General features: G+C 67.1%; 22 protein-coding genes. 10 read left to right on the top strand and 12 right to left on the bottom strand.

Annotated elements, in window-relative coordinates:
• Positions 1 to 358 precede the first annotated feature (358 nt).
• Both A5646_RS18765 and A5646_RS18760 read left to right on the top strand, forming a co-directional pair.
• Entirely contained in the window at positions 359 to 598 is a 240-nt protein-coding gene (locus tag A5646_RS18765; RefSeq protein WP_066869715.1) for an acyl carrier protein, read from the top strand.
• Positions 599 to 873: 275 nt separating this feature from the next.
• A complete protein-coding gene (locus A5646_RS18760; RefSeq protein ID WP_066882314.1) occupies positions 874 to 2,361 on the top strand; it encodes an NAD(P)/FAD-dependent oxidoreductase in 1,488 nt (495 codons plus the stop codon).
• Between the two features lie 3 nt (positions 2,362 to 2,364).
• Here A5646_RS18760 and A5646_RS18755 read toward each other — a convergent pair whose 3' ends face one another.
• The 4 genes from A5646_RS18755 to A5646_RS18740 form a co-directional block, all read right to left on the bottom strand.
• Positions 2,365 to 2,817, bottom strand: coding sequence for a hypothetical protein (locus A5646_RS18755; RefSeq protein ID WP_067023340.1), 453 nt, complete (start codon positions 2,815 to 2,817; stop codon positions 2,365 to 2,367).
• A 36-nt stretch (positions 2,818 to 2,853) separates the two neighbouring features.
• Positions 2,854 to 3,396: an ester cyclase gene (locus A5646_RS18750; protein WP_067023338.1), complete on the bottom strand. Its 543-nt coding sequence runs from the start codon at positions 3,394 to 3,396 to the stop codon at positions 2,854 to 2,856.
• Between the two features lie 93 nt (positions 3,397 to 3,489).
• On the bottom strand, positions 3,490 to 4,797 hold the full coding sequence (locus A5646_RS18745) for a cytochrome P450 (RefSeq protein WP_067023334.1): 1,308 nt from the start codon (positions 4,795 to 4,797) through the stop codon (positions 3,490 to 3,492).
• A gap of 34 nt (positions 4,798 to 4,831) precedes the next feature.
• The gene (locus A5646_RS18740) at positions 4,832 to 5,179 is read right to left on the bottom strand and encodes an MmpS family transport accessory protein (protein ID WP_197498095.1); all 348 of its coding nucleotides are present in this window, start codon (positions 5,177 to 5,179) and stop codon (positions 4,832 to 4,834) included.
• 90 nt (positions 5,180 to 5,269) lie between these two features.
• On the opposite strand from A5646_RS18740, the gene A5646_RS18735 reads away from it, so the two are divergent.
• Together A5646_RS18735 and A5646_RS18730 are read left to right on the top strand one after the other, a co-directional pair.
• Positions 5,270 to 6,355: a dihydrodipicolinate reductase gene (locus A5646_RS18735; RefSeq protein WP_066869733.1), complete on the top strand. Its 1,086-nt coding sequence runs from the start codon at positions 5,270 to 5,272 to the stop codon at positions 6,353 to 6,355.
• Between the two features lie 105 nt (positions 6,356 to 6,460).
• The gene (locus tag A5646_RS18730) at positions 6,461 to 8,224 is read left to right on the top strand and encodes an Hsp70 family protein (RefSeq protein WP_067023331.1); all 1,764 of its coding nucleotides are present in this window, start codon (positions 6,461 to 6,463) and stop codon (positions 8,222 to 8,224) included.
• 40 nt (positions 8,225 to 8,264) lie between these two features.
• Here A5646_RS18730 and A5646_RS30455 read toward each other — a convergent pair whose 3' ends face one another.
• The 4 genes from A5646_RS30455 to A5646_RS18710 all read right to left on the bottom strand — a co-directional run bounded on the left by A5646_RS30455 (position 8,265) and on the right by A5646_RS18710 (position 11,661).
• Positions 8,265 to 8,729 carry a hypothetical protein gene (locus A5646_RS30455; protein WP_369806963.1) on the bottom strand — a complete coding sequence of 155 codons (465 nt, stop codon included), beginning with the start codon at positions 8,727 to 8,729 and terminating at the stop codon, positions 8,265 to 8,267.
• Positions 8,730 to 8,801: 72 nt separating this feature from the next.
• Positions 8,802 to 9,899, bottom strand: coding sequence for an SAM-dependent methyltransferase (locus A5646_RS18720; RefSeq protein WP_066882324.1), 1,098 nt, complete (start codon positions 9,897 to 9,899; stop codon positions 8,802 to 8,804).
• 44 nt (positions 9,900 to 9,943) lie between these two features.
• A complete protein-coding gene (locus tag A5646_RS18715) occupies positions 9,944 to 10,576 on the bottom strand; it encodes an MBL fold metallo-hydrolase (protein ID WP_067023328.1) in 633 nt (210 codons plus the stop codon).
• A complete protein-coding gene (locus A5646_RS18710; RefSeq protein ID WP_067023326.1) occupies positions 10,576 to 11,661 on the bottom strand; it encodes an S-(hydroxymethyl)mycothiol dehydrogenase in 1,086 nt (361 codons plus the stop codon). The genes A5646_RS18715 and A5646_RS18710 overlap by 1 nt, the downstream gene beginning before the upstream one ends.
• Before the next feature lie 79 nt (positions 11,662 to 11,740).
• Between A5646_RS18710 and A5646_RS18705 the strand changes: the two genes are divergently transcribed.
• The 3 genes from A5646_RS18705 (at position 11,741) to A5646_RS18695 (ending at position 14,292) form a co-directional block, all read left to right on the top strand.
• Positions 11,741 to 12,808, top strand: a complete 1,068-nt coding sequence (locus A5646_RS18705) for a class I SAM-dependent methyltransferase (RefSeq protein ID WP_067023346.1) — start codon at positions 11,741 to 11,743, stop codon at positions 12,806 to 12,808.
• Complete coding sequence (locus A5646_RS18700; RefSeq protein ID WP_067023323.1) at positions 12,808 to 13,626, top strand: serine hydrolase; 819 nt, start codon at positions 12,808 to 12,810, stop codon at positions 13,624 to 13,626. The genes A5646_RS18705 and A5646_RS18700 overlap by 1 nt, the downstream gene beginning before the upstream one ends.
• Positions 13,627 to 13,779: 153 nt before the next feature.
• The gene (locus tag A5646_RS18695; RefSeq protein ID WP_066882341.1) at positions 13,780 to 14,292 is read left to right on the top strand and encodes a DUF3145 domain-containing protein; all 513 of its coding nucleotides are present in this window, start codon (positions 13,780 to 13,782) and stop codon (positions 14,290 to 14,292) included.
• 115 nt (positions 14,293 to 14,407) lie between these two features.
• On the opposite strand, the gene A5646_RS18690 is transcribed toward A5646_RS18695, so the two are convergent.
• Positions 14,408 to 15,373, bottom strand: a complete 966-nt coding sequence (locus A5646_RS18690) for a diacylglycerol kinase (protein WP_369806964.1) — start codon at positions 15,371 to 15,373, stop codon at positions 14,408 to 14,410.
• Entirely contained in the window at positions 15,328 to 16,908 is a 1,581-nt protein-coding gene (locus tag A5646_RS18685) for an FAD-binding oxidoreductase (protein WP_156765643.1), read from the bottom strand. Before A5646_RS18685 ends, A5646_RS18690 begins: the two co-directional genes overlap by 46 nt.
• A gap of 47 nt (positions 16,909 to 16,955) precedes the next feature.
• Between A5646_RS18685 and A5646_RS18680 the strand changes: the two genes are divergently transcribed.
• The 3 genes from A5646_RS18680 (at position 16,956) to A5646_RS18670 (ending at position 20,718) form a co-directional block, all read left to right on the top strand.
• The gene (locus A5646_RS18680) at positions 16,956 to 17,525 is read left to right on the top strand and encodes a TetR/AcrR family transcriptional regulator (protein WP_067023314.1); all 570 of its coding nucleotides are present in this window, start codon (positions 16,956 to 16,958) and stop codon (positions 17,523 to 17,525) included.
• Entirely contained in the window at positions 17,522 to 19,063 is a 1,542-nt protein-coding gene (locus A5646_RS18675) for a glycerol-3-phosphate dehydrogenase/oxidase (RefSeq protein WP_067023311.1), read from the top strand. The genes A5646_RS18680 and A5646_RS18675 overlap by 4 nt, the downstream gene beginning before the upstream one ends.
• 101 nt (positions 19,064 to 19,164) lie before the next feature.
• Entirely contained in the window at positions 19,165 to 20,718 is a 1,554-nt protein-coding gene (locus A5646_RS18670) for an FAD-dependent monooxygenase (RefSeq protein ID WP_067023343.1), read from the top strand.
• Positions 20,719 to 20,777: 59 nt separating this feature from the next.
• On the opposite strand, the gene A5646_RS18665 is transcribed toward A5646_RS18670, so the two are convergent.
• Together A5646_RS18665 and A5646_RS30025 are read right to left on the bottom strand one after the other, a co-directional pair.
• The gene (locus tag A5646_RS18665) at positions 20,778 to 22,199 is read right to left on the bottom strand and encodes an acyl-CoA carboxylase subunit beta (protein WP_067023308.1); all 1,422 of its coding nucleotides are present in this window, start codon (positions 22,197 to 22,199) and stop codon (positions 20,778 to 20,780) included.
• A 32-nt stretch (positions 22,200 to 22,231) separates the two neighbouring features.
• A partial coding sequence (locus A5646_RS30025) for a hypothetical protein (RefSeq protein WP_231122602.1) occupies positions 22,232 to 22,308 on the bottom strand: 77 nt, incomplete at its 5' end.

Raw genomic sequence — 22,308 nt, 5'->3', positions numbered from 1 at the left:
GACGCGGAGGGGATAACGGAGGCGGACACGGCCGAAACGGCCACGCCCGACGCTGCGAGAACTACTGCGGAACCAAGAGTGCGAACGATGCGACGTGCGATCATGGCGTCGAAAGTGCCCATGCAAGCCCCTCCCAAAACTGTCAACTTGCCAACCATTTCGTGCTGATTTCCTATGTACCGGAGCGCAGCGACAGGGGTGGATAGCGGCGGCGTCGCCGCGATCGAACCGACGCCACCATTGCGCAGTCGGGTTGCCTACAAAAAACACTTTAAGCGGTCGTTTGGTGTTGTCCATTCAGGGTAGCCGGTCACGTGCGAGTACCAGATTCGGCACTCACTCTCTGAGAGGTGACGACATGGCAACGGGTGAAACGGGTTTCGACGACGTAACCTTCGATCTCATTTCGATTCAATACCACTCGCTGAAGGCCGGGCACGATTACGGCCAATATGTGCGAGACGCGAAGAATGCCGGCTTGGATGACGTCGCGTCCTTCTTCAGCGACGTGATGGCTCAGGACTCCGAGCGCGCCAGGCGATGCCACGAGTTCCTGGGTCAGCTGCAGGGAACAGCTGCGGCCGGACCGGCCACATGATAAGAAACCGATAGTCGCCAGGGTTTCGCCCTGAGCTAAGTCGCTGGCATCGATTGCGACCCGCCGTCGCGTAATCGCTGGCGGTGCGGCCGTTTACGCAGTTGACGGCCGTATTTCCCGTTCTGATAGACCCGTCGATGAGTTACCGCGGATGTGTCGGCAAGGTCACATACCGGCAAAGCTCGGATGCGTGCGGCGTGGCGGCCTATTAGAGTTACGTATCTTAGGGAAAGCTTATGATTCGTTAAGTACGGAAACAGGTACGGAGCAACGCTGTGGACACGGACCGTTTCGACGCAATCATCGTAGGTGCGGGTTTCGGCGGCATCGGTGCCGCTATTCAGCTCAAGCGCCTCGGGTTTGACAACTTCGTCATCCTCGAGCGCGAGGACGACTTGGGTGGCACCTGGCACGTCAACCACTACCCGGGCATCGCCGTCGATATCCCGTCGACCACTTACTCGTACTGGTTCGAACCCAAACCGGACTGGTCACGGCTGTTTGCGCCCGGGGCTGAGGTCAAGCAGTACGCGGTGGACGTCGCCGACAAATACGACGTGCGCCGTCACATGCGTTTCAGCACGACGGTGGAAGGCGCCCAGTGGGATGAGGACGCCGCGGTGTGGCGGGTGGCGCTGGCCGGCGGCGAAACGCTGACGACCCGTTTCCTGATCACGGCTACCGGGTTCCTGTCCCAGCCCCGCATGCCGGACATCCCGGGCATCGCGCGCTTTGCAGGCAAGGTGGTCCACACCACCGCCTGGGACCACGACTACCGCTATGAAGGACGGCGTGTCGCGGTCATCGGGACCGGCGCGTCCGCGGTACAGGTCATTCCGGAGCTGGCCAAAGAAGCCGCAGAGCTGACCGTCTACCAGCGCACCGCGACCCACGTGATACCCAAGTTCGACTTCGAGTTCTCCCCGGCGGTGCGGCGCCTATTTGCGCGGGTGCCGGCTGCGCAGCGGGCGCTTCGGTGGGTGAGCGACGTCATCCTCGAGATCATCATGGTGGTGGGGGCGCTGCACTTTCGGGAGTCGCGGGGGAGGGGGAACATCTCGGCCTCCGATTTGGCCAAGATCAGTCGATTCCGGTGGATCCGGGACAAGGAACTGCGAGCCAAGCTGACGCCGGACTATGACCTCGGTTGCAAGCGGCCCACCTTCTCCAACAGCTTCTACCGCGTGTTCACCAAGCCGCACGTGCACCTGGAGACCACCTCGATCGAGCGGATCGAGCCCGACGGCATCGTGTCCACCGACGGGCGCAAGACGGTCATCGACACCCTGGTCCTGGCGACCGGTTTTGATCTGTGGGAGGCCAACTTCCCGGCCATCGAGGTGGTCGGCCGCAAGGGCCGCAACCTAGGCAAGTGGTGGCGAGAGACCAGGTTCCAGTCCTATCAGGGCGTCTCCATGCCCTACTTCCCGAACTACCTGGGACTGGCAAGCCCGTTCGCCTTCTCCGGACTCTCCTTCTTCCACACCATCGAATACCAGATGCGGCACATGGACAGGTTGCTCGGCGAGGTCAAGCGTCGCGGTGCGACGACCTTCGAGGTGACCGAAGAAGCCACCGACCGATTCATGGAACGGATGACCAAGCGGCTGGACAATTCGGTGTTCTACGCCGGAAACTGCGCGACGTCGCGTTCGTACTACTTCAGTCCCAGCGGTGAGGCGTCGCTGCTGCGGCCGACGTCGACACTCAACTCGGTGCGCGAGGCCGGAGCCTTCCCGCTCAGCGACTACGTGATCGCCTAGCCCTCAGTGGTGCGCGGATCCGATCAACGGTTGTCCGTTGGCGGATTGCAAGAGGCAGATGACGGTGCTCGGGGTGGGGTTGGCGCCGGTGCGGTCTTGATTCGAGTCGATGAGATAGGTGATCGAAAACCGGCTACTGGCAGCGGGTTGGCCGGTATACGGGGCTAACCCGGCCGCGCAATCGCGGTTGGCTACGGTGGCGATTGCGGCGTCGACGGCCATCGGAGCGCGCAGATACACCTCGCCTAAATGCGCTGTCGCACAGTCGACTACGGTGACGTTGACGCGGCTCCCGTCGGCCGGCGGCAGGTCGGCGACGCATTCACCGGCCTGCAGGTCGATCCACTTCTCGGTATGCGAGCCCGGCTGCAAGGGGGTTGCGGCGGCCATGGCGCACGAACTCAGCATTGCCACGGCGGTCAGCCCGAACATCGTGTGAAGGCGTGAAATCCGCATCGCGGCCTCCTTTGCCCCATCCCTTAGCGGTGGAGTTTAGGGCGTATTGGTCAGCGCCGGGTCCGGTTTTTCCGACGACATCGACAGGAATCCGCGCAGGCACCGCGCGCCCAGCCACCAATTCGCCGGCTTCTTCATGTCCAGACCGCCCAGGAGCTGCTTGATCATGGTCAACGTGTCGAAGTAAATGCGTTCGCAGACAAGCGTTTCGGTGTGGTCGAAAACGAAGTACGCGGTCATGCGGACCCGGAACCGGCTACCGGTGGGCGGCACCCTGCCCAGATAACCCCGGTGCGTGCCCATCAGCCAGAACTCCACGATCACCGCGTCGGCGCTGTGGCGCAGCGCGATGATTTCGTGGTCCTGGTCGGGAAATGCGGTCCGCGTGTAAGCGTAGTACTCGCGCACCGCCGCATCGCCGTCGTGCACCAGCATCTGGGGGATCAGCTCGTAACGCGGATGCGGGAAGGTCGACAAGACGTCATCCCAGGCGTGACGGACCTCGTCGTGGAAGTGGTCGAGCACGAGTTTCTGGCGGGCGGCCAGCACCTCAGGGGCGGGAAACGCGGGAATGGTCACGCCGATCAGCGTAGGCCCCGAACTGATAGCGCATGCGCTATCGCTTTGGTCAAGGCGATATTGCCTTGGGGCAGAGGCCAACTCGGTGTGGGTCTACCGCGGCGGTGTCCACGCCACCGGCAGCGATTTGATGCCGTGGATGAACTGCGACAACAGCCGTGCGGGCTCGTCCGTCGCGACGATGTCCGGTATCTCGCGCCGCAATTCGTCGAAGACGACCCTGATCTCACGGCGAGCCAGATTGGCGCCCAGGCAGAAATGGGCACCGCCACCGCCGAAGCCGAAGTGCGGATTGGGCGTGCGCGCCACGTCGAAAACCCAGGGATTCTCGAACGTCGACTCGTCGCGATTGGCCGAGTTGTACCACAGCGTGGCCTTATCGCCGGCCTTCATTTTGGTGCCGCTGAGTTTGAAGTCGCGGGTCAGGGTGCGTCGCATGTACACCACCGGGGAGGCCCACCGCACGATCTCCTCGACGGCGGTCGGGGTCAGGCGATCGAAGTTGGACCACCACTTCTGCCGCTCGGCGGGATAGCGCGACAACGCCAGCACGCCGTGGCTGATCGCGTTGCGCGTCGTCTCGTTGCCGGCCACCACCAGCAGGATGAAGAACGACGCGATTTCGGTGGACGACAGGCGTTCCCCTTCGACCTCGGCTTCCACCAGGCTGGTGGTCAGATCGTCGTGGTGATTGGACCGCCGGTCCTCGGCCAGCGCGCTGGCGTAGGCGCCGATGTCCATCGACACCTGAAGGAATTCCTCGAAATCGGTGGCCAGGTCCGGGTCGCCGAACCCGAGAATGACGTTGGTCCAGTGGAATATGCGTTGATGGTCCTGTTCGGGGATGCCCATCATGTCGCAGATGACCTGCAACGGCAGCGGGCCGGCGAGCTCGCTGACCAGTTCGGCCTCCCCGTCGGGATGATTGGCGATCAGCGACGCAACCAGCCGCCGGGCCCGCTCGCGGACCGAGGCCTCGATGCGGGCCACTACTTTCGGGGTGAACGCGCGGCTGACGATCGAGCGCAGCCGCTGGTGGCGGGGATCGTCGAGCACGATCATCGAGCCGAAGTATTCGCTGATCTCCGGGGTGTTGTCGTTGATCGTGATGTTGGGGCTGGAGCTGAAGATGTCGGGATGGCGGCTCGCGAAATGCACGTCGTCATGTTTGGTCAGCGCCCAATGCCCGTCGCCGGGTTCAAAGCCCTCGTACTCGACCGCGGGCCAGAACGAGATCGGCGCCTCGCGGCGCAGCGTCGCAAACGCGCCGTCGCGAAAGTCGTCGTCCAACTCCCAGAAGGCCAACGACTCCAGATGGATATCGGCGAGCGGAATGTCGGGCGGGGGCGCCCCGTTCGTCCGCGGGGCAAGAGCTTTCTCGGGACCCGTCTTGAGGCTCACCAGGACCTCCTTCGTCGTGAAAACGAGTGCTGGGTCAGTGCGTACAGATGGTTCGAGCGGGTGCGCCCGTCGTTGCCGTCGCGGCGCTCACCACGTTGCCGTCGAGCAGGATCTTGCAGGAGATGGGTCCCGGCCCCTGGGCGCTGACGGTGAACACCTCACCGCCATAACCGGTGAACTCCGTCGACCACGGCAGCGGCGCATTCACCTGGTGCAGCTGCCCGTTGTCGGTTTGGTAGTAGATGAATTCGGCGACCGCCGGCCCGTTGACCTCGTAGCGGACCTTGGGCATCTGGGGCAGGGCATGGGCCATGCCGCATGCATTCGCGAATCCGAAACCGACGGCCAACAGGACCGAAGGTCCGGCGAGGTGCTTCGTCATGAATTGCATCGTGTCACCACGAGCGACGGTAGGGAAGCTTATGGTGAAGCCCGAAGCGGGGGCTGGTGCGCGGAAAGGTGGCGGCAGAACATGGCAGAACACGGCTCAAAGCGTGTGGTGGTGTACGGAACCGGCTTCGTCGGCAAGATGGTGATCGCCGAGATCGTCAAACACCCGCTGTTCGAGTTGGTCGGCGTCGGCGTCAGCAACCCCAACAAGGTCGGCCGCGACGTCGGTGAGATCTGCGGGCTACCCGAGCCCGTCGGCATCACCGCCACCGACGACGTCGACGCCCTGATCGCCCTGAAACCCGACGCGCTGGTGCACTACGGCCCGACGGCCATGCACGCCAAGGAGAACATCTCGCTGATCACCCGGTTCCTGCGGGCCGGCATCGACGTCTGTTCGACGGCGATGACCCCGTGGGTGTGGCCGACCATGCATCTCAACCCGCCGAACTGGATCCAGCCCATCACCGAGGCCTGCGAGCTGGGGGAGTCGTCGTGCTTCACCACCGGCATCGACCCCGGATTCGCCAACGACCTGTTTCCCATGACGTTGATGGGGTTGTGTTCCGAGGTGCGCCGGGTCCGGGCCTCCGAGCTGCTGGACTACACCAACTACGAGGGCGACTACGAATTCGAGATGGGCATCGGCCGCGAGCCCGAATTCAAGCCGATGCTGGAAGACCGCGACATGTTGATCTTCGCGTGGGGCGCCACCGTCCCGATGATCGCGCACGCCGCCGGCATCATGCTCGACGAAATCACCACCACCTGGGACAAGTGGGTGACGCCCACGGAGCGCAACTCCGCGAGGGGCGTCATCAAGCCCGGGCACGTGGCCGCGGTGCGGTTCACCATCAACGGTGTCTACAAGGGCGAGACCCGAATTCAGCTCGAACACGTCAACCGGATCGGCTTGGACGCGGCCCCCGACTGGCCGACGGGTCACGACAACGACGTCTACCGGGTCGACATCGAGGGGACCCCGAGCATCTTCCAGGAGACCGCGTTCCGGTTCACCGACGGCTCGGGCCGCGACGCGGCCGCGGCCGGATGCCTGGCCACCGGGCTGCGGGCACTTAATGCCGTGCCCGCGGTCAACGACTTGGGGCCGGGCTGGGTCACCCCGCTCGACCTGCCGCTGATCGCCGGCGAAGGCAGCATCCGGTGACCGTCGCACAGCGGGCGCATAGCCGCCGCTGACCCGCAATACAGGTAATGGCGGCACAATAACGGCTAGCCGATGCGAGCTGGTGCTGCGGATACGGGGATTCACATGGTCGATGGAGTCGGGACCGCGCTGGGCTTGTCGATCGGCGCCACCAACTTGGCGGCGGTGACCACCGATAAGGCCATCACCCGCAAGCCCGTCCTGACGCAGTATCCGGATCGTCCCGCCGAGATCGGCATCCCCGCGGAGAACCCCAGACTGCAGGGTCCCGGTGTGGTGATCACCGGCTTCGTCAACCGCGTCGGCGACCCGCGCCCAGTCGTGGCGGCCGATGGCTCGGTGTACCGCAGCGAGGTGTTGGTCGCCGACGGGTTGCGCGCGCTCGCGTACGCCGCCACCGACGGACGCCCCCTGCCCGACAACATCGCGGTCACCTATCCGGCGCACTGGCAATCGCACGCGGTGGATGCCCTCGGCGCGGCGCTAGGTGAAATTCCGGAATGGTCGCAACGGCCGCGTCCTATCCTGCTGATCCCCGACGCCGCCGCAACGCTGCTCGCCGTGCGGACCAACCCGGGCATACCGCCGAGCGGCACCGTAGCGGTGTGCGATTTCGGCGGCAGCGGCACCAACATCACGTTGCTGCACGCCGACGGTGACTACCACGCGTTGGCCCCGACCGTTCGGCACCCCGATTTCTCCGGCGACCTGATGGATCAGGCGCTGCTGAGCGTGGTGATCGCCAACGTGCCGACCACCGGGGCGTTCCCCACCGGCGGCGCGGCGATCGGCTCGCTGAGCCGGCTGCGCAGCGCATGCCGGGTTGCCAAGGAACAGCTGTCCTCGCGCACGACGGCCACGCTGACCGACGGGCTGACCGGGACGCGCGGCGAAATCCGGATCGGGCGGCACGAACTTGACGACGCGATCCGGCCCTCGCTGAACCGCATGATCGCGGTGTTGGACCAAACGTTGGCGCACAACGGGATTCGTGACCTCGTCGCCATCGTCTCGACGGGTGGCGGGGCCAACCTGCCGACCGTCACCACCACGCTGTCGCGCCACTTCCGCGTTCCCGTCGCGACGACGCCACGCCCGCAACTGGCGGCCGCCGTCGGAGCCGCGCTGCGAGTGGCCCAAGGTCCCGGCGACGCGGGCGCGACACTTTCGGCGCCCGCCGTGCCCGCCGCGGCCACGGCCCGGGCAGCCGTGCGGCCGGACCCCCGCCCCGAAGCGACCGCGACCTCGCCCGCGCCGCCGGCCGAGCCGACTCAGGCGGAGATGGCACGGGCCTGGTCGGCCACCGGTCACAACTCGCGGCTCAATGCCGCCATCGCCGCCGACTATCCGCCGACCGACTCACCGACTCCGGCTACGCCCGACGCCGCAGCCGAGACGCCCAAGCGCAAGGGTCTGTTGTCCCGCTGGCATCTACTGCCGGCGGCGGCGATCCTCGTCACCGTCGCGGCCGTGCTGCTGGTGGGCACCGCGGTGGCGATCGGGCTGGGCTCGCAGAACAAATCGGCCACCACACCGGCACCGGCCGTCAGCACCACACCGGTGGCCCCGCCGCCGGCTTCCAACAGCGCCACCGCGGCGCCGGCACCGCCGCCGCCGGACGTCCCGGTGCCGTCAACCTCGGATACCACCCCGCCCGCCGAGACCGAGACACCGATGACCACCACACCGCGGGCGACTCCCCAGGCGGCACCACCGCCAGCCCCGCGCCGGGTGGCGGCCCCGCCCGAGGTGCCACCCATTCCAGGCGTCAACCAACCGATTCCCGGGCTCGACCGGGTCAACCAGATCATTCAGGAAATCGAGGGCAACCTCGGCATCACGGCGCTGGGCCCGATACCCGCTCACTAGGCCTGCGATCTAGGCCTGCGATCGGGAATTCGGGCCTAGCTCAATCCTTTTCGCCCTTGTTCTCCGCGGCGGCGGCCTCTTTGAGGACCTCGTTGAGCTTCTTATCCTTCTCGATCTGATCCTTCAGCGCCTGCTCGTCGCGTCCCTCGTCGCCCTCGGTCTTGGCCTGCGAGCCCTCGCCCGAATCCCCGCCCTCGGGCTCCTCGTGCCTGGGATTGCCGTCGTCGTCGAGCCAGTCGTTGACCGCCGTGCCGGACACGCTTCCGCCGGTGCCGGGCAGCACGATCGTGGGTTTGTCCTTATAGGCCTCCATCATCTTGGCGGCCTCTTTTTTGTCGTCCTCGTCAGGCTCGGGCTTCTCGGTCAGCTTCTGCTCACCATCCCCTTGATTAGTCTGATCAGCTTCTGCGGCTCGACCCGATTGCCTATCGTCCTGATGCCTATCGTCTTGATCAGTTGACTTATCGTCCTGCTGGTCGGTCGATTTATCGTCCTGCACGCTCATGCGTCTACCCCCTTGCGGTCGCAGGTTCGACGATTGCAGGGGGTTACCCGCTGCGTGGTTGTGCCGAAACTCTCATGAACGCGCGGCGTCGCGCTTGACCAGCACGACCAAGGCCTGCGGGATCCGCATCGGCTCGGGTGCGCTTGACAGGCGCTCGGCGACCGCGCACTCCAACTGCTCGACGAAATGGCCGGCCCGCTCGTCGTGGCTCCCACCGTCGAGTGCGGTCACCAGCGATCCGGACAGCGCGGATCGCGCGAAGGCCGCCCACTGCGCACCGAACGCCTCGGCGTCGTGGTCCACCTGGTAGCGAGCCCAGAACCGATCCTCGGCATTGAACATCTCGAGGTGCTCGATCATCAGGCCCTCGAACCGTCCCTTCGGCGCGAACGGGGCGCGGAAGTCCTTCTCGGCGCGAGCGAACGTGGGAATCGTCATGCGCCGCACTTCATCCGAGTGCAGCAGGCCGTCGCGCACCAGATCAGCGAGCGCCGCGACGAGGGCATCGAGCAGTGGGGCGAAACCCGCCGACCCGTCCTCGTCGGCCGCCAGCATCAACGCCACCAACCGGCCCTCGGGAGCCAGCTCGCGCCCGCGGAACGCGACGAAGTTGTGCCAGTCCAGCGCGGCCTGGTCGGCGTAGGCCGCTTGCGCCGCGTCGTCTGTGCTGCGCGAGACGTGCACGTGATCGTGCACCTCGCAGGGGGTTCGGCTCAGCCACTGGGTTGCCCAGGACGTCCAGCCCAGGTTGACCGTCTTGGACGGCACGATCTGGTCGTAGAACGACCGCCCGACCGCGGAGGTGAACGTCGCCGTATCGGAGTGCAGGTAGCTCTCCGGGTCGTCGGCCACCGTCTCGAACAGCGCCGCGAAGTCGTTGCCCGGTACGTCGGTGTGCGCCACCAGGATTGCGTGGTCGTGTCGCGTGCGCCGGCGCAGCACGGCGATCCCGGCCGACAGCGGCCTCAGCGAATTGTGGCCGTTGGCCGCGCCATAGTCGGCGATGACGATCGGCTGCGGAGGCTTGGGCAGCGCCACCTGTTCGGCGGCCCGCTCGAACACCGCGATCGCCTGCGCCAACCCGGCGGCGCGCAACCGCGACGCCTCGGTGTAGGAAGGCTCGGGCCGCACCACAATGCTCGATTCGGGCATCCGGGCTTCGGGCGGCATGAATCAACGATAATGGCCGAGCCGGTGCTCAGTTCGGCGAAGGATCAGTGGCCGCGGGCCACCCATTCTTCGTAGTGCACGATTTCGTCGCCGATGGTGGTGCTGTCGCCATGGCCGGTGTGCACGACCGTGTCGCCGGGCAACGTACCGAGCCGAACGGAGATCGACTGCAGGATCGTTCCGAAATCCGAATGGGAGCGCCCGGTCGCGCCCGGGCCGCCGGAGAACAGGGTGTCCCCGCTGAACACCACGCCTTCGGGGCCCAGTTCCGGGGCATACCAGCACACCGATCCGGGGGAGTGACCCGGCGTGTGCAACGCCAGCAGCTCGGTGCCCGCGACATCGAGCGTGTCACCGTCGCCGATCAGCCGAAAGTCCTTGTCCGGGTGCGTCATTCGCCAGAGCACGTCGTCGCCGGGGTGGAGCAGCACCGGTGCGTCCAGCGCGGCGCCCAGTTCGGGCGCCACGGTGACGTGGTCGTTGTGGCCGTGGGTGCACACCACCGCGACCACGTTACGGTTGCCGACGGCGGCCAAGATCGGCTCGGCTGAATGCGCGGCGTCGAACACGACGACGTCGGAGTCGTCGCCGACGATCCAGATGTTGTTGTCGACTTCCCAACTGCCGCCGTCGAGTTCGAAGGTGCCGTGGGTGACCAGCCGCTCGATGCCCGCCATCAGAGCACCACCACCGAGCGCAGCACCTCGCCGCCGTGCATCTTGTGGAACGCCTCCTCGATGTCGCCGAGCCCGATGCGTTCGGAGACGAACTGCTCGAGCGGGAGCCGGCCTTGCAGATACAGGTCGATCAACGTCGGGAAGTCGCGCTCGGGCAGGCAGTCGCCGTACCACGACGACTTCAGCGCCCCGCCGTGGCTGAAGAAGTCCACCAGCGGCATGTCCAGGCGCATGTCGGGCGTCGGAACCCCAACCAGCACAACGGTTCCGGCCAGGTCACGGGCGTAGAAGGCCTGCTTCCAGGTTTCGGGCCGGCCCACCGCGTCGATCACCACGTTGGCGCCGAACCCGTCGGTGAGGTCCTGGATGGTCTTGACGACATCCAGCTCGCGGGCGTTGACGGTGTGCGTGGCACCAAACTTGCGAGCCCAGTCCAGTTTGGTGTTATCGGTGTCCACGGCAATGATCCGCCGGGCGCCCACCAGCGCGGCGCCGGCGATCGCGGCGTCGCCCACACCGCCACAACCGATCACGGCGACGGTGTCGTCGCGGGTGACCGCGCCGGTGTTGATCGCCGCGCCCAGCCCGGCCATCACACCGCAGCCCAGCAGGCCCGCCACCGCGGGGTCGGCCTCGGGATTGACCTTGGTGCACTGGCCGGCGGCCACCAGCGTCTTGTCGGCGAACGCGCCGATGCCCAGCGCGGGCGTCAGCTCGGTGCCGTCGGTCAGCGTCATCTTCTGGGTGGCGTTGAAGGTGTCGAAGCACAGGTGCGGCCTGCCGCGCTTGCAGGCCCGGCACTGCCCACACACCGCGCGCCAGTTCAGGATCACGAAGTCGCCCGGCGCGACGGCGGTCACGTCCGGCCCGACAGCCTCCACCCGGCCGGCGGCCTCGTGGCCGAGCAGGAACGGATATTCGTAGTTGATGCCGCCCTCGCGGTAGGTCAGGTCGGTGTGGCACACCCCGCAGGCGATGACGTCGACCAGGGCCTCACCGGGTCCGGGATCCGGGACGACGATGTCCACCAATTCGACGGGTTCGCCCTTCTTGCGTGAAATCACGCCGCGCACTGTCTGACTCATGGGCTCCAACCTAGGGGTTCGTCGCCATACATCTCTCGGCGGGTTGTCCACCCATGAACCGGGTGTAGCGTCCGTGGGCGTGACGGCTTTGGAAACCACCGAAGAATTCACCGAAAGAATAACCGCGGCAATCGACGGCGCCAGCCTGACGTTGTTGCTCAGCATCGGCCATCAGACCGGTCTGCTGGACACGATGGCCGGCATGGCGCCCGCCACCAGTGCGCAGATCGCCGACGCCGCCGGGCTCAACGAACGCTACGTCCGAGAGTGGCTGGCCGGCATGACGACCGGACGCGTCGTCGAGTACGACCCCGCCACGGCCAGCTACTCGTTGCCCGCCCAGCGCGCCGCCGTGCTGACCCGCGCCGCCGGACCGGACAATCTGGCCCTGGTCACCCTGCTCGTCCCGGTGCTCGCCGAGGTCGAACAGAAGATCATCGGGTGCTTCCGTGCCGGCGGCGGGCTGCCGTACAGCGAATTCCCGCGCTTCCACGCGTTGATGGCCGAGCAGAGCGGCGTGGTGTACGACACCGCGTTGGTCGACGTGGTGCTGCCGCTGGTGGACGGCCTGGTGCCGCGGCTGCGCGCCGGAGCCGACGTGGCCGATTTCGGCTGCGGCAGCGGACACGCCATCAACGTGATGGCACAAGCGTTTCCGGCCAGCCGCTTCACCGGCATCGACTTTTCCGAGCAGGCCATCGCCACCGGGATTCGGGAGGCCGCCGAGCGGGGGCTGGCCAACGCCGCCTTCGAAAGCCACAATCTCGCTGATTTGGACAAGGCGTCAAAAAAAGACGCCTACGACGTCATCACCGTCTTCGACGCCATCCACGATCAGGCGCAGCCGGCGCGCGTCCTGGAAAACATCTACCGGGCGCTGCGGCCCGGCGGGGTGCTGCTGATGGCCGACATCAAGGCGTCGAGCCGGCTCGAGGAGAACATCGGCGTTCCGATGAGCACCTACCTGTACACGACGTCGTTGATGCACTGCATGACGGTGTCGCTGGCGCTGGACGGCGCCGGGCTGGGCACGGCCTGGGGCACCCAACTGGCCGTCTCGATGCTGGGCGACGCCGGCTTCGACGACGTGCGGGTGGCCGAGATCGAGTCGGACCCGATCAACAACTACTACATCGCCAGGAAGTGATGGCGGCCCTCGACGCTCTTGCCGACTGGCCGGTCGAGGCCGCCGCCGCCGCGGTGATCGGGCCCGGCGGCGTGCTGGCCAGTCACGGCGACACCGGGCGGGTGTTCGAGCTGGCCTCGGTGACCAAGCCGCTGGCCGCGCGGGCCGTGCAGGTCGCCATCGAGGAAGGTGCGCTCGACCTCGACACGGCCGCCGGGCCGCCCGGCGCGACCGTCCGCCACCTGCTGGCCCATACGTCGGGCCTGTCGATGCACTCCGAGCAGGTGCTGGCCGCACCGGGAACCCGCCGCATCTACTCCAACCAGGGCTTCACGGTGCTGGGTCAGACGGTGCAGCAAGAGACCGGCATCGAGTTTGCGCGCTACCTGACCGAGGCGGTGTGCGAACCGCTGGGTATGGCGGCCACCCAGCTGGAAGGCGGTGCGGTGGCCGCGGGTTTCGGGGCGAGGTCGACGGTGGCTGATCTGGCGGTGTTCGCGGGGGACCTGCTGCGGCCGGTGACGGTCTCTGAAAGCCTGCACACCGAGGCGACCACGGTGCAGTTTCCCGGTCTGGACGGCGTTCTGCCCGGTTACGGAGTGCAACGGCCCAACGATTGGGGCCTGGGTTTCGAGCTCCGGGACACGAAATCACCGCACTGGACGGGTGCGAACAATTCGGCGCGAACGTACGGCCATTTCGGCCAAGCAGGCGGTTTCATCTGGGCAGATCCCGAAAAAGGGCTGGCGCTGGTGGTGCTCACGGACCGCGATTTCGGGGACTGGGCGCTGCGGCCGTGGCCGGCGCTTTCCGACGCCGTGCTAGCCGATTACAGCTAGTGGGAAATGCACACTAGCGCAACAGGGGTATCACAAGGCACAATAGACACGCAGGACACATAAAAAATCGAAGATTTCGCACAAGCTGCCCTGTTTTGCCGGGTCCGCAGGTCGTTGGGGAAGACGTCCCTCGTGGAACCGAAGGAGCAGGAAATGCGAGCGTCGAATCAATTCGCCGACGTGACGACTGGCGTGGTGTACGTGCACGCTTCGCCCGCGGCGGTTTGCCCGCATGTCGAGTGGGCGTTGTCGTCGACCCTGGGTGCCAAGGCGAATCTGACCTGGACGCCCCAGCCGGCGATGCCCGGTCAGCTGCGCGCGGTCACCAACTGGGTCGGGCCGGTGGGCACCGGCGCCAAGCTGGCCAACGCGCTGCGGTCCTGGTCCGTGCTGCGCTTCGAGGTCACCGAGGACCCCAGCCCCGGCGTCGACGGCCACCGATTCAGTCACACCCCGCAACTCGGCCTGTGGAGCGGGGTGATGAGTGCCAACGGCGACGTCATGGTCGGGGAGATGCGGCTGCGGTCGATGATGGCCCAGGGCGCCGACACCCTGGCCGCCGAATTGGACTCGGTGCTGGGCACCGCCTGGGATGAGGCGCTCGAGGCCTATCGCGACGGCGGCGACGTCGGCGAGGTGACCTGGCTCAGCCGGGGGGTCGGCTAGTCGACCGGCGGGCCGGTTCACGCCGCCTCTCTCCGAAGCACTGGACGACTCTGGAAAGCGCTAGCACATCCGCTAGCGTGTTCGAGCACGCGCTAATGGTCCCCAGAGACCGGCCCTATCGCTTGGCCGGGCGCAGAATCTGCAGAGCGCCCGGCACCACCGAGATCTCGGCCGGTAGCGCGCAGGCGAAGTCGCCGTCGGCGTAGACGTTGATGCCGGGGCACTCGACGCGAATGGACTTGGCCCGCGCCGTGCTCACCTCGTCGAGCTGGACGTGGGTCCCCTTCATCACGGTGGGAAACAGGCGGACCAGTTTGGTGCGGGACGCCTCGTGCACCATCGTGATCTCCAGCAGGCCGTCGGTGTAATCAGCCCCCGGGCAGATCTGCATCCCCCCGCCGTAGCTGCGGGTGTTGCCGAAGGCGGCCAGCGTGATGTCGGCGTCGAGCTCCTGGGTGCCGTCCAGCACCAAGCGAAATGGCAAGAGCCGCAATTGAGACAGTTCGGCGAGCATCGCGACGTAATACCGCAGCCGCCCGTGCGGCCAGCTCATCCGGTTGGCGCGATCGGTGACCAGCGAGTCGAAGCCGGTGGCCGCCACGGTGCCGAACCACTTTTCGGCGCCGCTGTCGTCCCGAATCAGGCCCAGGTCAATGGATTCCGTGCAGCCGTCGATGACGATGTCCGCGGCGGCCTCCGCGTCCTTGGTGGGGATGCCGAATTCGCGCGCGTGGTCGTTGCCGGTGCCGGCCGGGATCACGCCCAACGGAATGTCGGTGCCGGCCATCACCTGCAGGGCGTTGGAAACGACGCCGTCGCCGCCGGTCACCATCACCGCGTCGGTGCCCTTCTCCATAGCCGCGCCGACGAGATGGCGCGCGTCTTGCGCGTCGTCACCGATGATTTCGACGACCTCCACACCCCGGCGGTGTAGCCGCGCGATCGCGAGTTGGGCGGCGCGTACCGCGGCGCCGTGCCCCGACACCGGGTTGGTCAGCGCGATCACCTTGCCGATTTCGCGGCGGCGCAGTGATGTCACGGAATCAGCTTGCCGGGATTGAGGATTCCGGCTGGATCCAATGTCGACTTGACCGCGCGTAGCACCTGCACTCCCAGTTCGCCTATCTCGTCGCGCATCCACGGCCGATGGTCGATGCCGACCGCATGGTGGTGGGTGATGGTCCCGCCGGTGGCCATGATGGCATCCGACGCGGCCTTTTTGGCGGCTTTCCATTGCTCGACCGGATCGCCCCGCTGGCCGGCGACGACGGTGAAGTACAACGACGCGCCGGTGGGATAGACGTGCGAGATGTGGCACATCACCAGAGCCGGCGTGCCCGTCTCGGCGAGTGCGCCGGTAAGAGCTTGAGTCACAGCGGCTTTCAGGGTGGGAATGTTCGACCAGTCGGTGGCGGTCTCCAGCGTTTCGCACAGCGCCCCGGCCGCGAGCAGTGAATCGCGCAGGTACGGCGCGCCGAAGCGGCCGCGCTCCCAGGCCTGCGCCGGTCCTTCGCCCAGTGAGGTTCCGCCCTCGGCCGTCAGCAGTGCGCTGGTTTCGTCGTGCCGGCTGTGGACGTGTTCCTCTGTGCCCTCGAACACAGTGATGCCCAAACATCCGCCGGTGATCTGGGATTCGCCGATCGCCTCGGTGGTGGCCAGGTTGACCCCCGTCTCGGCCTCGTCGGAGAGCCGAATGACGGTGGGGCCGGTGGCATTCTGGGTGACGGCGCGCAGGGCCGCGGCCCCCGTCTCGAAGTCGGGGAACGACCACGCCTCGTAGCGGACGGCTTGCGGCGCGCGGTGCACGCGGAGCCGCACCTGGGTGATGACGCCCAGGGTGCCCTCCGAGCCGATCAACAGCTGACGCAGGTCCGGGCCGGCGGCCGATTCCGGTGCGCGACCGAGATCCATGATGCCCACCGGCGTGACCACCCGTAGCCCCCGCACCATGTCGTTGAACCGGCCGTAGCCCGCCGAGTCCTGCCCGGAGGAGCGGGTTGCGGCGAAGCCGCCGATGGTGGCGTACTCGAAGCTCTGCGGGAAATGACCGAGCGAAAAGCCTTGCGCGCCAAGGAGTCTCTCGGCGCCCGGCCCCGTGACCCCCGCACCGAAAACAGCCTGGCCGGATACCTCGTCCAGCGAGATCAGCCGATCGAAACGGCGTAGGTCGAGCGAGACGACGGCGGAGAACCCCGCGCGAATGGGATTGAGCCCACCGACCACGCTGGTGCCCCCGCCGAAAGGTACGACGGCGATGCGATGCTCCGAGCAGTAGCGCAGGACGCCGGACACGGCTTCGTCGTCGCCGGGCAACAGCACGGCGTCGGGCGCATCCTGCGGGCCGCGCTCTTTGCGATTGAGCAGGTCGATGGTGGACTTGCCGCCCGCGTGCAGCAGCCGATCGGCGTCGGCGGTGCGGCAATACTCGGCGCCGACGAGGGCGGTGAGCGCTTCGAGATGCGCCTCCGACAACGCCGACGGGCGCAGTTGCACCTGGTCGGATCGCAGTTCGGCCGTGCGGGACCCCTCGACCCCCACGGCCTGCTGCAGTAATGACCTGATTCCCTCCGAGAGCGGCTTGGCCGCCGCGGGATCGCCCCACGCGTTCCATTTCATCGGCGGCAGGAGCCCCTGGGAATGCGTCATGCGTTACAGTATTACACATGTTGTCAATCCGTAACGCCGAGCTGGATACCGGCGAGCGCATCCTCGCGGCCGCGGCCAGCTGTGTGGTGGATTTCGGCGTGGAGCGGGTGACGCTCGCCGAGATAGCCCGACGGGCGGGCGTCAGCAGGCCGACGGTGTATCGGCGGTGGCCGGATACGCAGTCGATCGTGGCGGCGCTGTTGACCCAGCACGTCACCGAGGTGATGCGCGACGCGCCGTTGTTGGGGGACGATCGCGAATCGCTTGTGCGACAGATTGTTACGGTGGCCAACCTGTTGCGTGCGGACCAATTGGTGATGTCGGTGCTGCACTCGGACCTCGCGTCGACCTATATCACCGAACGCCTCGGCACCAGCCAGCGCATGCTGATCGACGCCCTCGCCGCTCGGCTCCGGGCGGCCCAGCGGCACGGCAGCGTCCGGCTCGGCGACCCGGTCCAGATGGCGACCATGGTGCTGCTGATCGCGCAGTCGACCATCCAGTCGGCCCGGATCGTCGAGCCGATGCTCGACGCCGACGCGCTGGCCGCCGAACTCGCCTACTCGCTGAACGGATATCTGTCGTGATAGCTGATCCGACCGCCCTGAACGCCGCGCGCCGCGCCGCCGACTTGACCGCACTCGCCGACGGTGAGCCACTGGACGTCGTGGTGATCGGCGGTGGCATCACCGGCGCCGGGATCGCGCTGGATGCCGCCGCGCGCGGGCTGCGGGCGGCGCTGGTGGAGAAACACGATCTGGCCTTCGGGACCAGCCGGTGGAGTTCCAAGCTTGTCCATGGCGGCCTGCGCTACCTCGCGACGGGAAACGTGGGCATCGCCCGGCGCAGCGCCATCGAGCGCGGAATCCTGATGACGCGCAACGCGCCCCACCTGGTTCACGCCATGCCGCAGGTGGTGCCGCTGCTGCCGTCGATGAGTCCGGGCAAGCGGGCCCTGGTGCGGGGCGGCTTCCTGGCCGGTGACGCGTTGCGGTTTCTGGCCGGCACACCGGCCTCGACACTACCGCGCTCGCAACGGATTTCAGCGCAACGCGTCGTTGCGATGGCGCCGACCGTACGGCATGCCGGCCTGGACGGTGGCCTGCTGGCCTACGACGGTCAACTGGTCGACGACGCCCGCCTGGTCACCGCCGTCGCACGCACCGCCGCGCAGCACGGCGCCCGAATCCTGACCCACGTGGCGGCGTCGCGGGCCACCGGTACCTCGGTGCGGCTGACCGACATGCGCGGCGGTGAGTCGATCGACATTGCGGCTGGCGCGGTCATCAACGCGGCCGGGGTATGGGCGGGCGAGATCGACGGCTCGTTGCGGTTGCGGCCGAGTCGCGGCACCCATCTGGTCTTCGACGCCCAGTCGTTCGGCAATCCGACTGCGGCGCTGACGATTCCGATTCCGGGTGAGCTCAACCGCTTCGTCTTCGCCATGCCCGAACAACTGGGCCGGGTCTATCTGGGGCTGACCGACGAGGCGGCGCCCGGTCCCATTCCGGATGTGCCCGAACCGTCGGTCGACGAGATCATCTTCCTGCTCGACACCGTCAACACCGCACTGGGGACCGCGCTCACCGCCACCGATGTGATCGGCGCCTATGCCGGGCTGCGCCCACTGATCGACACCGGCGAGGGCCGCACCGCCGACGTCTCGCGCGAACACGCCGTCGTGGAGTCGGCGTCCGGGGTGATCAGCGTGATCGGCGGCAAGCTGACCGAATACCGCCACATGGCACAGGACGTGCTGGATCGCGCCGTGCGGGTGCGGCGACTGCGCGCCGCCAAATGCCGAACCCGCAACCTGCCGCTGATCGGGGCGCCCGCCAATCCCGGTGTGATCGCCGAGTCCGACGCCGGGTTGCCGGCTTCGCTGGTGGCGCGCTTCGGCGCCGAGGCGCCCAAGGTGTTTGCCACCGCGGCCTGCGAGCGACCGACCGCGCCGGTCGCGGACGGAATCGACGTCAGCCGAGCGGAATTCGAATACGCGATAACGCATGAGGGCGCGCTTGATGTCTCCGACATCCTCGATCGACGCACGCGGATCGGGTTGGTAGCGCGGGATCGGGAGCGAGTGGTCGCCGTGGCCAAGGAGTTTCTGGCGCGCTTCGGCTAGGGCGGCCGCCCGATGGCCTCCCGCCACACGGCCGGGTATTGATAGTTAGTATCTTATGATAGAGACTGTCAGTTTATGCCGTGCTGGTGGAGGGAGGGCCGATGACGATCCGAGTCCCGGTGTTGATCGTGGGCGCCGGCGTTGGCGGCCTGGCGACGTCGGCGCTGCTGGCCCAACACGGCGTCCATTCACTGCTGGTCGAGAAACGACCGGAGATCTTCCTGTACCCCAAGGCCCGCAACCTGAGTTTCCGAAGCTCAGAAATCCTGCGCGGCCTTGGCCTTCGGGACGAGGTGCGGGCGGTCGCAGAGCACGTCTCGACCCTGGTGGTCCGGCCCACGCTCAACAGCACCGTGCAAGAGCCGGCGCTCGACGTCGGCGCGATCTTCGCCGGTCTGGACAGGCTCAGCCCCGAGCCGGCGGCGCAGTATTGCCCACAGAGCCGGCTCGAGCCGATTCTGATCGACGCGGCGCGGCGGGCCGGCAGCGAGGTGCGCTACGGCACACGGTTGTCCTCGTTCAAGCTGGACGACACCGGCGTCACCGCGGTGGTGTGCGACGTCGAATCGGGGGAGTCGCAGACCGTCCGCGCCGACTATCTCGTCGGCGCCGACGGCGTGCACAGCCCGATCCGTAAATCGTTGGGCATCAGCACATCCGGGTATGGCGCGCTGCCGATCTATGTCGTCTTCATCTACTTCCGGGCCCCGTGGCGCCGCTTCATCCCGGAGCTGCACGACGGCGATGGCGTGCAGGTCAAAAACGACGATGTGGACGGCATATTCCTGGTCGCCGAGGGCGATCTCGGCATGTTCATCACCACCTACTTTCCCGGTGAGGGCGAGTCGGCCGGACAGTTCACCCCGCAGCGCTGCCGCGAGCTGCTCACCCAGGCGATCGGGGAGCGGATAGACCTCGACATCATCGAGGTCGCGGCGTGGCAGCCCTACGAGCAGGTGGCCGATCAATTCGATTGTGGGCGAGCGTATCTCGTCGGCGATTCGGCGCATACCATGCCGCCGTTCAAGGCCGGGGGAGCCAACACCGCCATCCAGAGCGCACACAATCTGGCCTGGAAACTCGCCGCCGTCCTGCGTGGCACGGCCACACCCGAGCTATTGGCGACCTACCACGCCGAGCGTCATCCGGTGGGCCGATTCGCCGCGCGCCAATCGCTCACCGGGCCGTCGATGGCCCTGCTGCGGCCGGGCCGCGACGCTCCGCAACTGCCGGCTGATGAAGAATGCTCGATGTTCACCCTGCTCATCGGATACCGGTACCGCTCGGCGGCGGTCGTGACGAGCGACGCGGAAGGCGGCGCCCTGGTGGACGAGTTGCGCGCGCAACCGGGCACGCGGGTACCGCACGTCTGGTTGCGAGACGGGGTGTCGACGCTCGACCTGCTGGGGCCCCGATTCACCGTGCTGTCCGGCGACGAGCGATGGTGTGCGGCAGCGGCTTCGGCGTCGCTGTCGGCGCATCGCTGCTACAACGACGAGTGGGCGGCGATCACTGGCCTGGCGCCGGAAGGGGCGCTGCTGATCCGTCCGGACGATTTCGTCGGATGGCGCGCCGAGCGACTCCCCGCCGATCCCGAAGGGGAACTGCGGCAAGCGCTTTCGACGATCCTGGGCCCGCTACCTGCGCGAGCGTAAGCGGACTGCGATTTTGCACGCGAATTTCCGCAGTGCCCTTACGCTCGCGGGCCTAGAAATTACAGCGGGATGTTCTTGTGACGGCCGCGGCGCGCGGGGGCCTGGGCCAGCGCCTCGGTGAGCTTGCTGCGGGTGTGCGACGGGTCGATCTTCTCGTCGACCACGCCGATCTCGATGGCGCTGTCCACGCCGCCCGCGATCCGCTCGTGCTCGGCCGCCAGCTGGTCGTGCAGCGCTTCGCGCTCCTGATCGGCCGCGGCGGCCAGCTTCTTCTTGTGCAGAATGCCGACGGCCGCTTTGGCGCCCATCACCGCCACCTCGGCGTCCGGCCACGCGTATACCTTGGTGGCGTTCAGCGACCGGGAGTTCATCGCAATGTAGGCCCCGCCGTAGGTCTTTCGGGTCACCAGCGTGACACGCGGAACCGTGCACTCACCGAACGCGTGCAACAGCTTGGCGCCGCGGCGCACCACGCCGCCCCACTCCTGGTCGACGCCGGGCAGGTAGCCGGGCACGTCGACGATCACCACCAGCGGAATACCGAACGCGTCGCACAGGCGCACGAAACGCGCTGCCTTCTCGGCGCTTTCGGAGTTCAGGCAGCCACCCAGGCGCAACGGGTTGTTGGCCAGCACGCCGACCGTGCGGCCGGACAGGCGGCCCAGCCCGATCACCATCGACGGCGCCCAATTGGCCTGGAACTCGTCGAACGGCGTCTCGTCATCGAGGATCGCGGTCACGATCGGGCGCACGTCGTAGGCCCGCCGTGCCGACTCGGGCAGCAGCGCGTGGATGTCGGTGTCACCGGCCTCGGCCTTGTTCCGGTCGAAATGCCCCTGCTGGCAGAACAACCCGACCAACCGGCGACCCCGCTCATAGGCGTCGAGCTCGTCGTCGGCGACGATGTGGCACACCCCGGACTTCTTGTGGTGGGTCTCCGGGCCACCCAGCGAGCACATGTCCACGTCCTCGCCGGTAACGCTGCGCACCACGTCGGGCCCGGTGACGAAAACCCGGCTGTCCGGTGCCATCACGATGACGTCGGTCAGGGCCGGCCCGTAGGCGGCGCCGCCGGCCGCGAAGCCGACGACCACCGAGATCTGCGGGATGTAGCCGGACGCCCGGATCATCGCCTCGAACACCAGGCCCACCGCGTGCAGGGCCTTCACGCCCTCGGCCAGCCGGGCGCCGCCGGAGTGCCAGATGCCCACGATCGGGCTCTGCTCCTCGATGGCGGTGTCGTAGGCGTTGACGATGTGCGTGCACCCCTCGATGCCCATGGCACCGCCCATCACGGTGCCGTCGGTGCAGAACGCAATGGTGCGTACACCGTTCACGGTCCCCGCGGCGGCCAGCACGCCAGAGCGATCACGCTCGTGCAACAGCTCGACGGTGTCGTCGTCGAAGAAATTGCTCAAGCGCAACAGCGGGTCGCGAGGGTCGAGCGACTCGCCAACCGTCTCGGGGGCCGTGATAGTCATCGCAGGTCTCCTGATATTCGGTGTTGCTCGGATCAGTACCGCCCGAAGGCGATGGCCACGTTGTGTCCGCCGAAGCCGAACGAGTTGTTGATGGCGTACTCGTAGTTGC

Source organism: Mycobacterium sp. 1245499.0 (assembly GCF_001673615.1).
GTDB classification, from domain to species: Bacteria; Actinomycetota; Actinomycetes; order Mycobacteriales; family Mycobacteriaceae; genus Mycobacterium; species Mycobacterium europaeum_A.
Note: the sequence above shows the minus strand (reverse complement) of the source record. Positions and strands in the feature narration are given on the sequence as shown.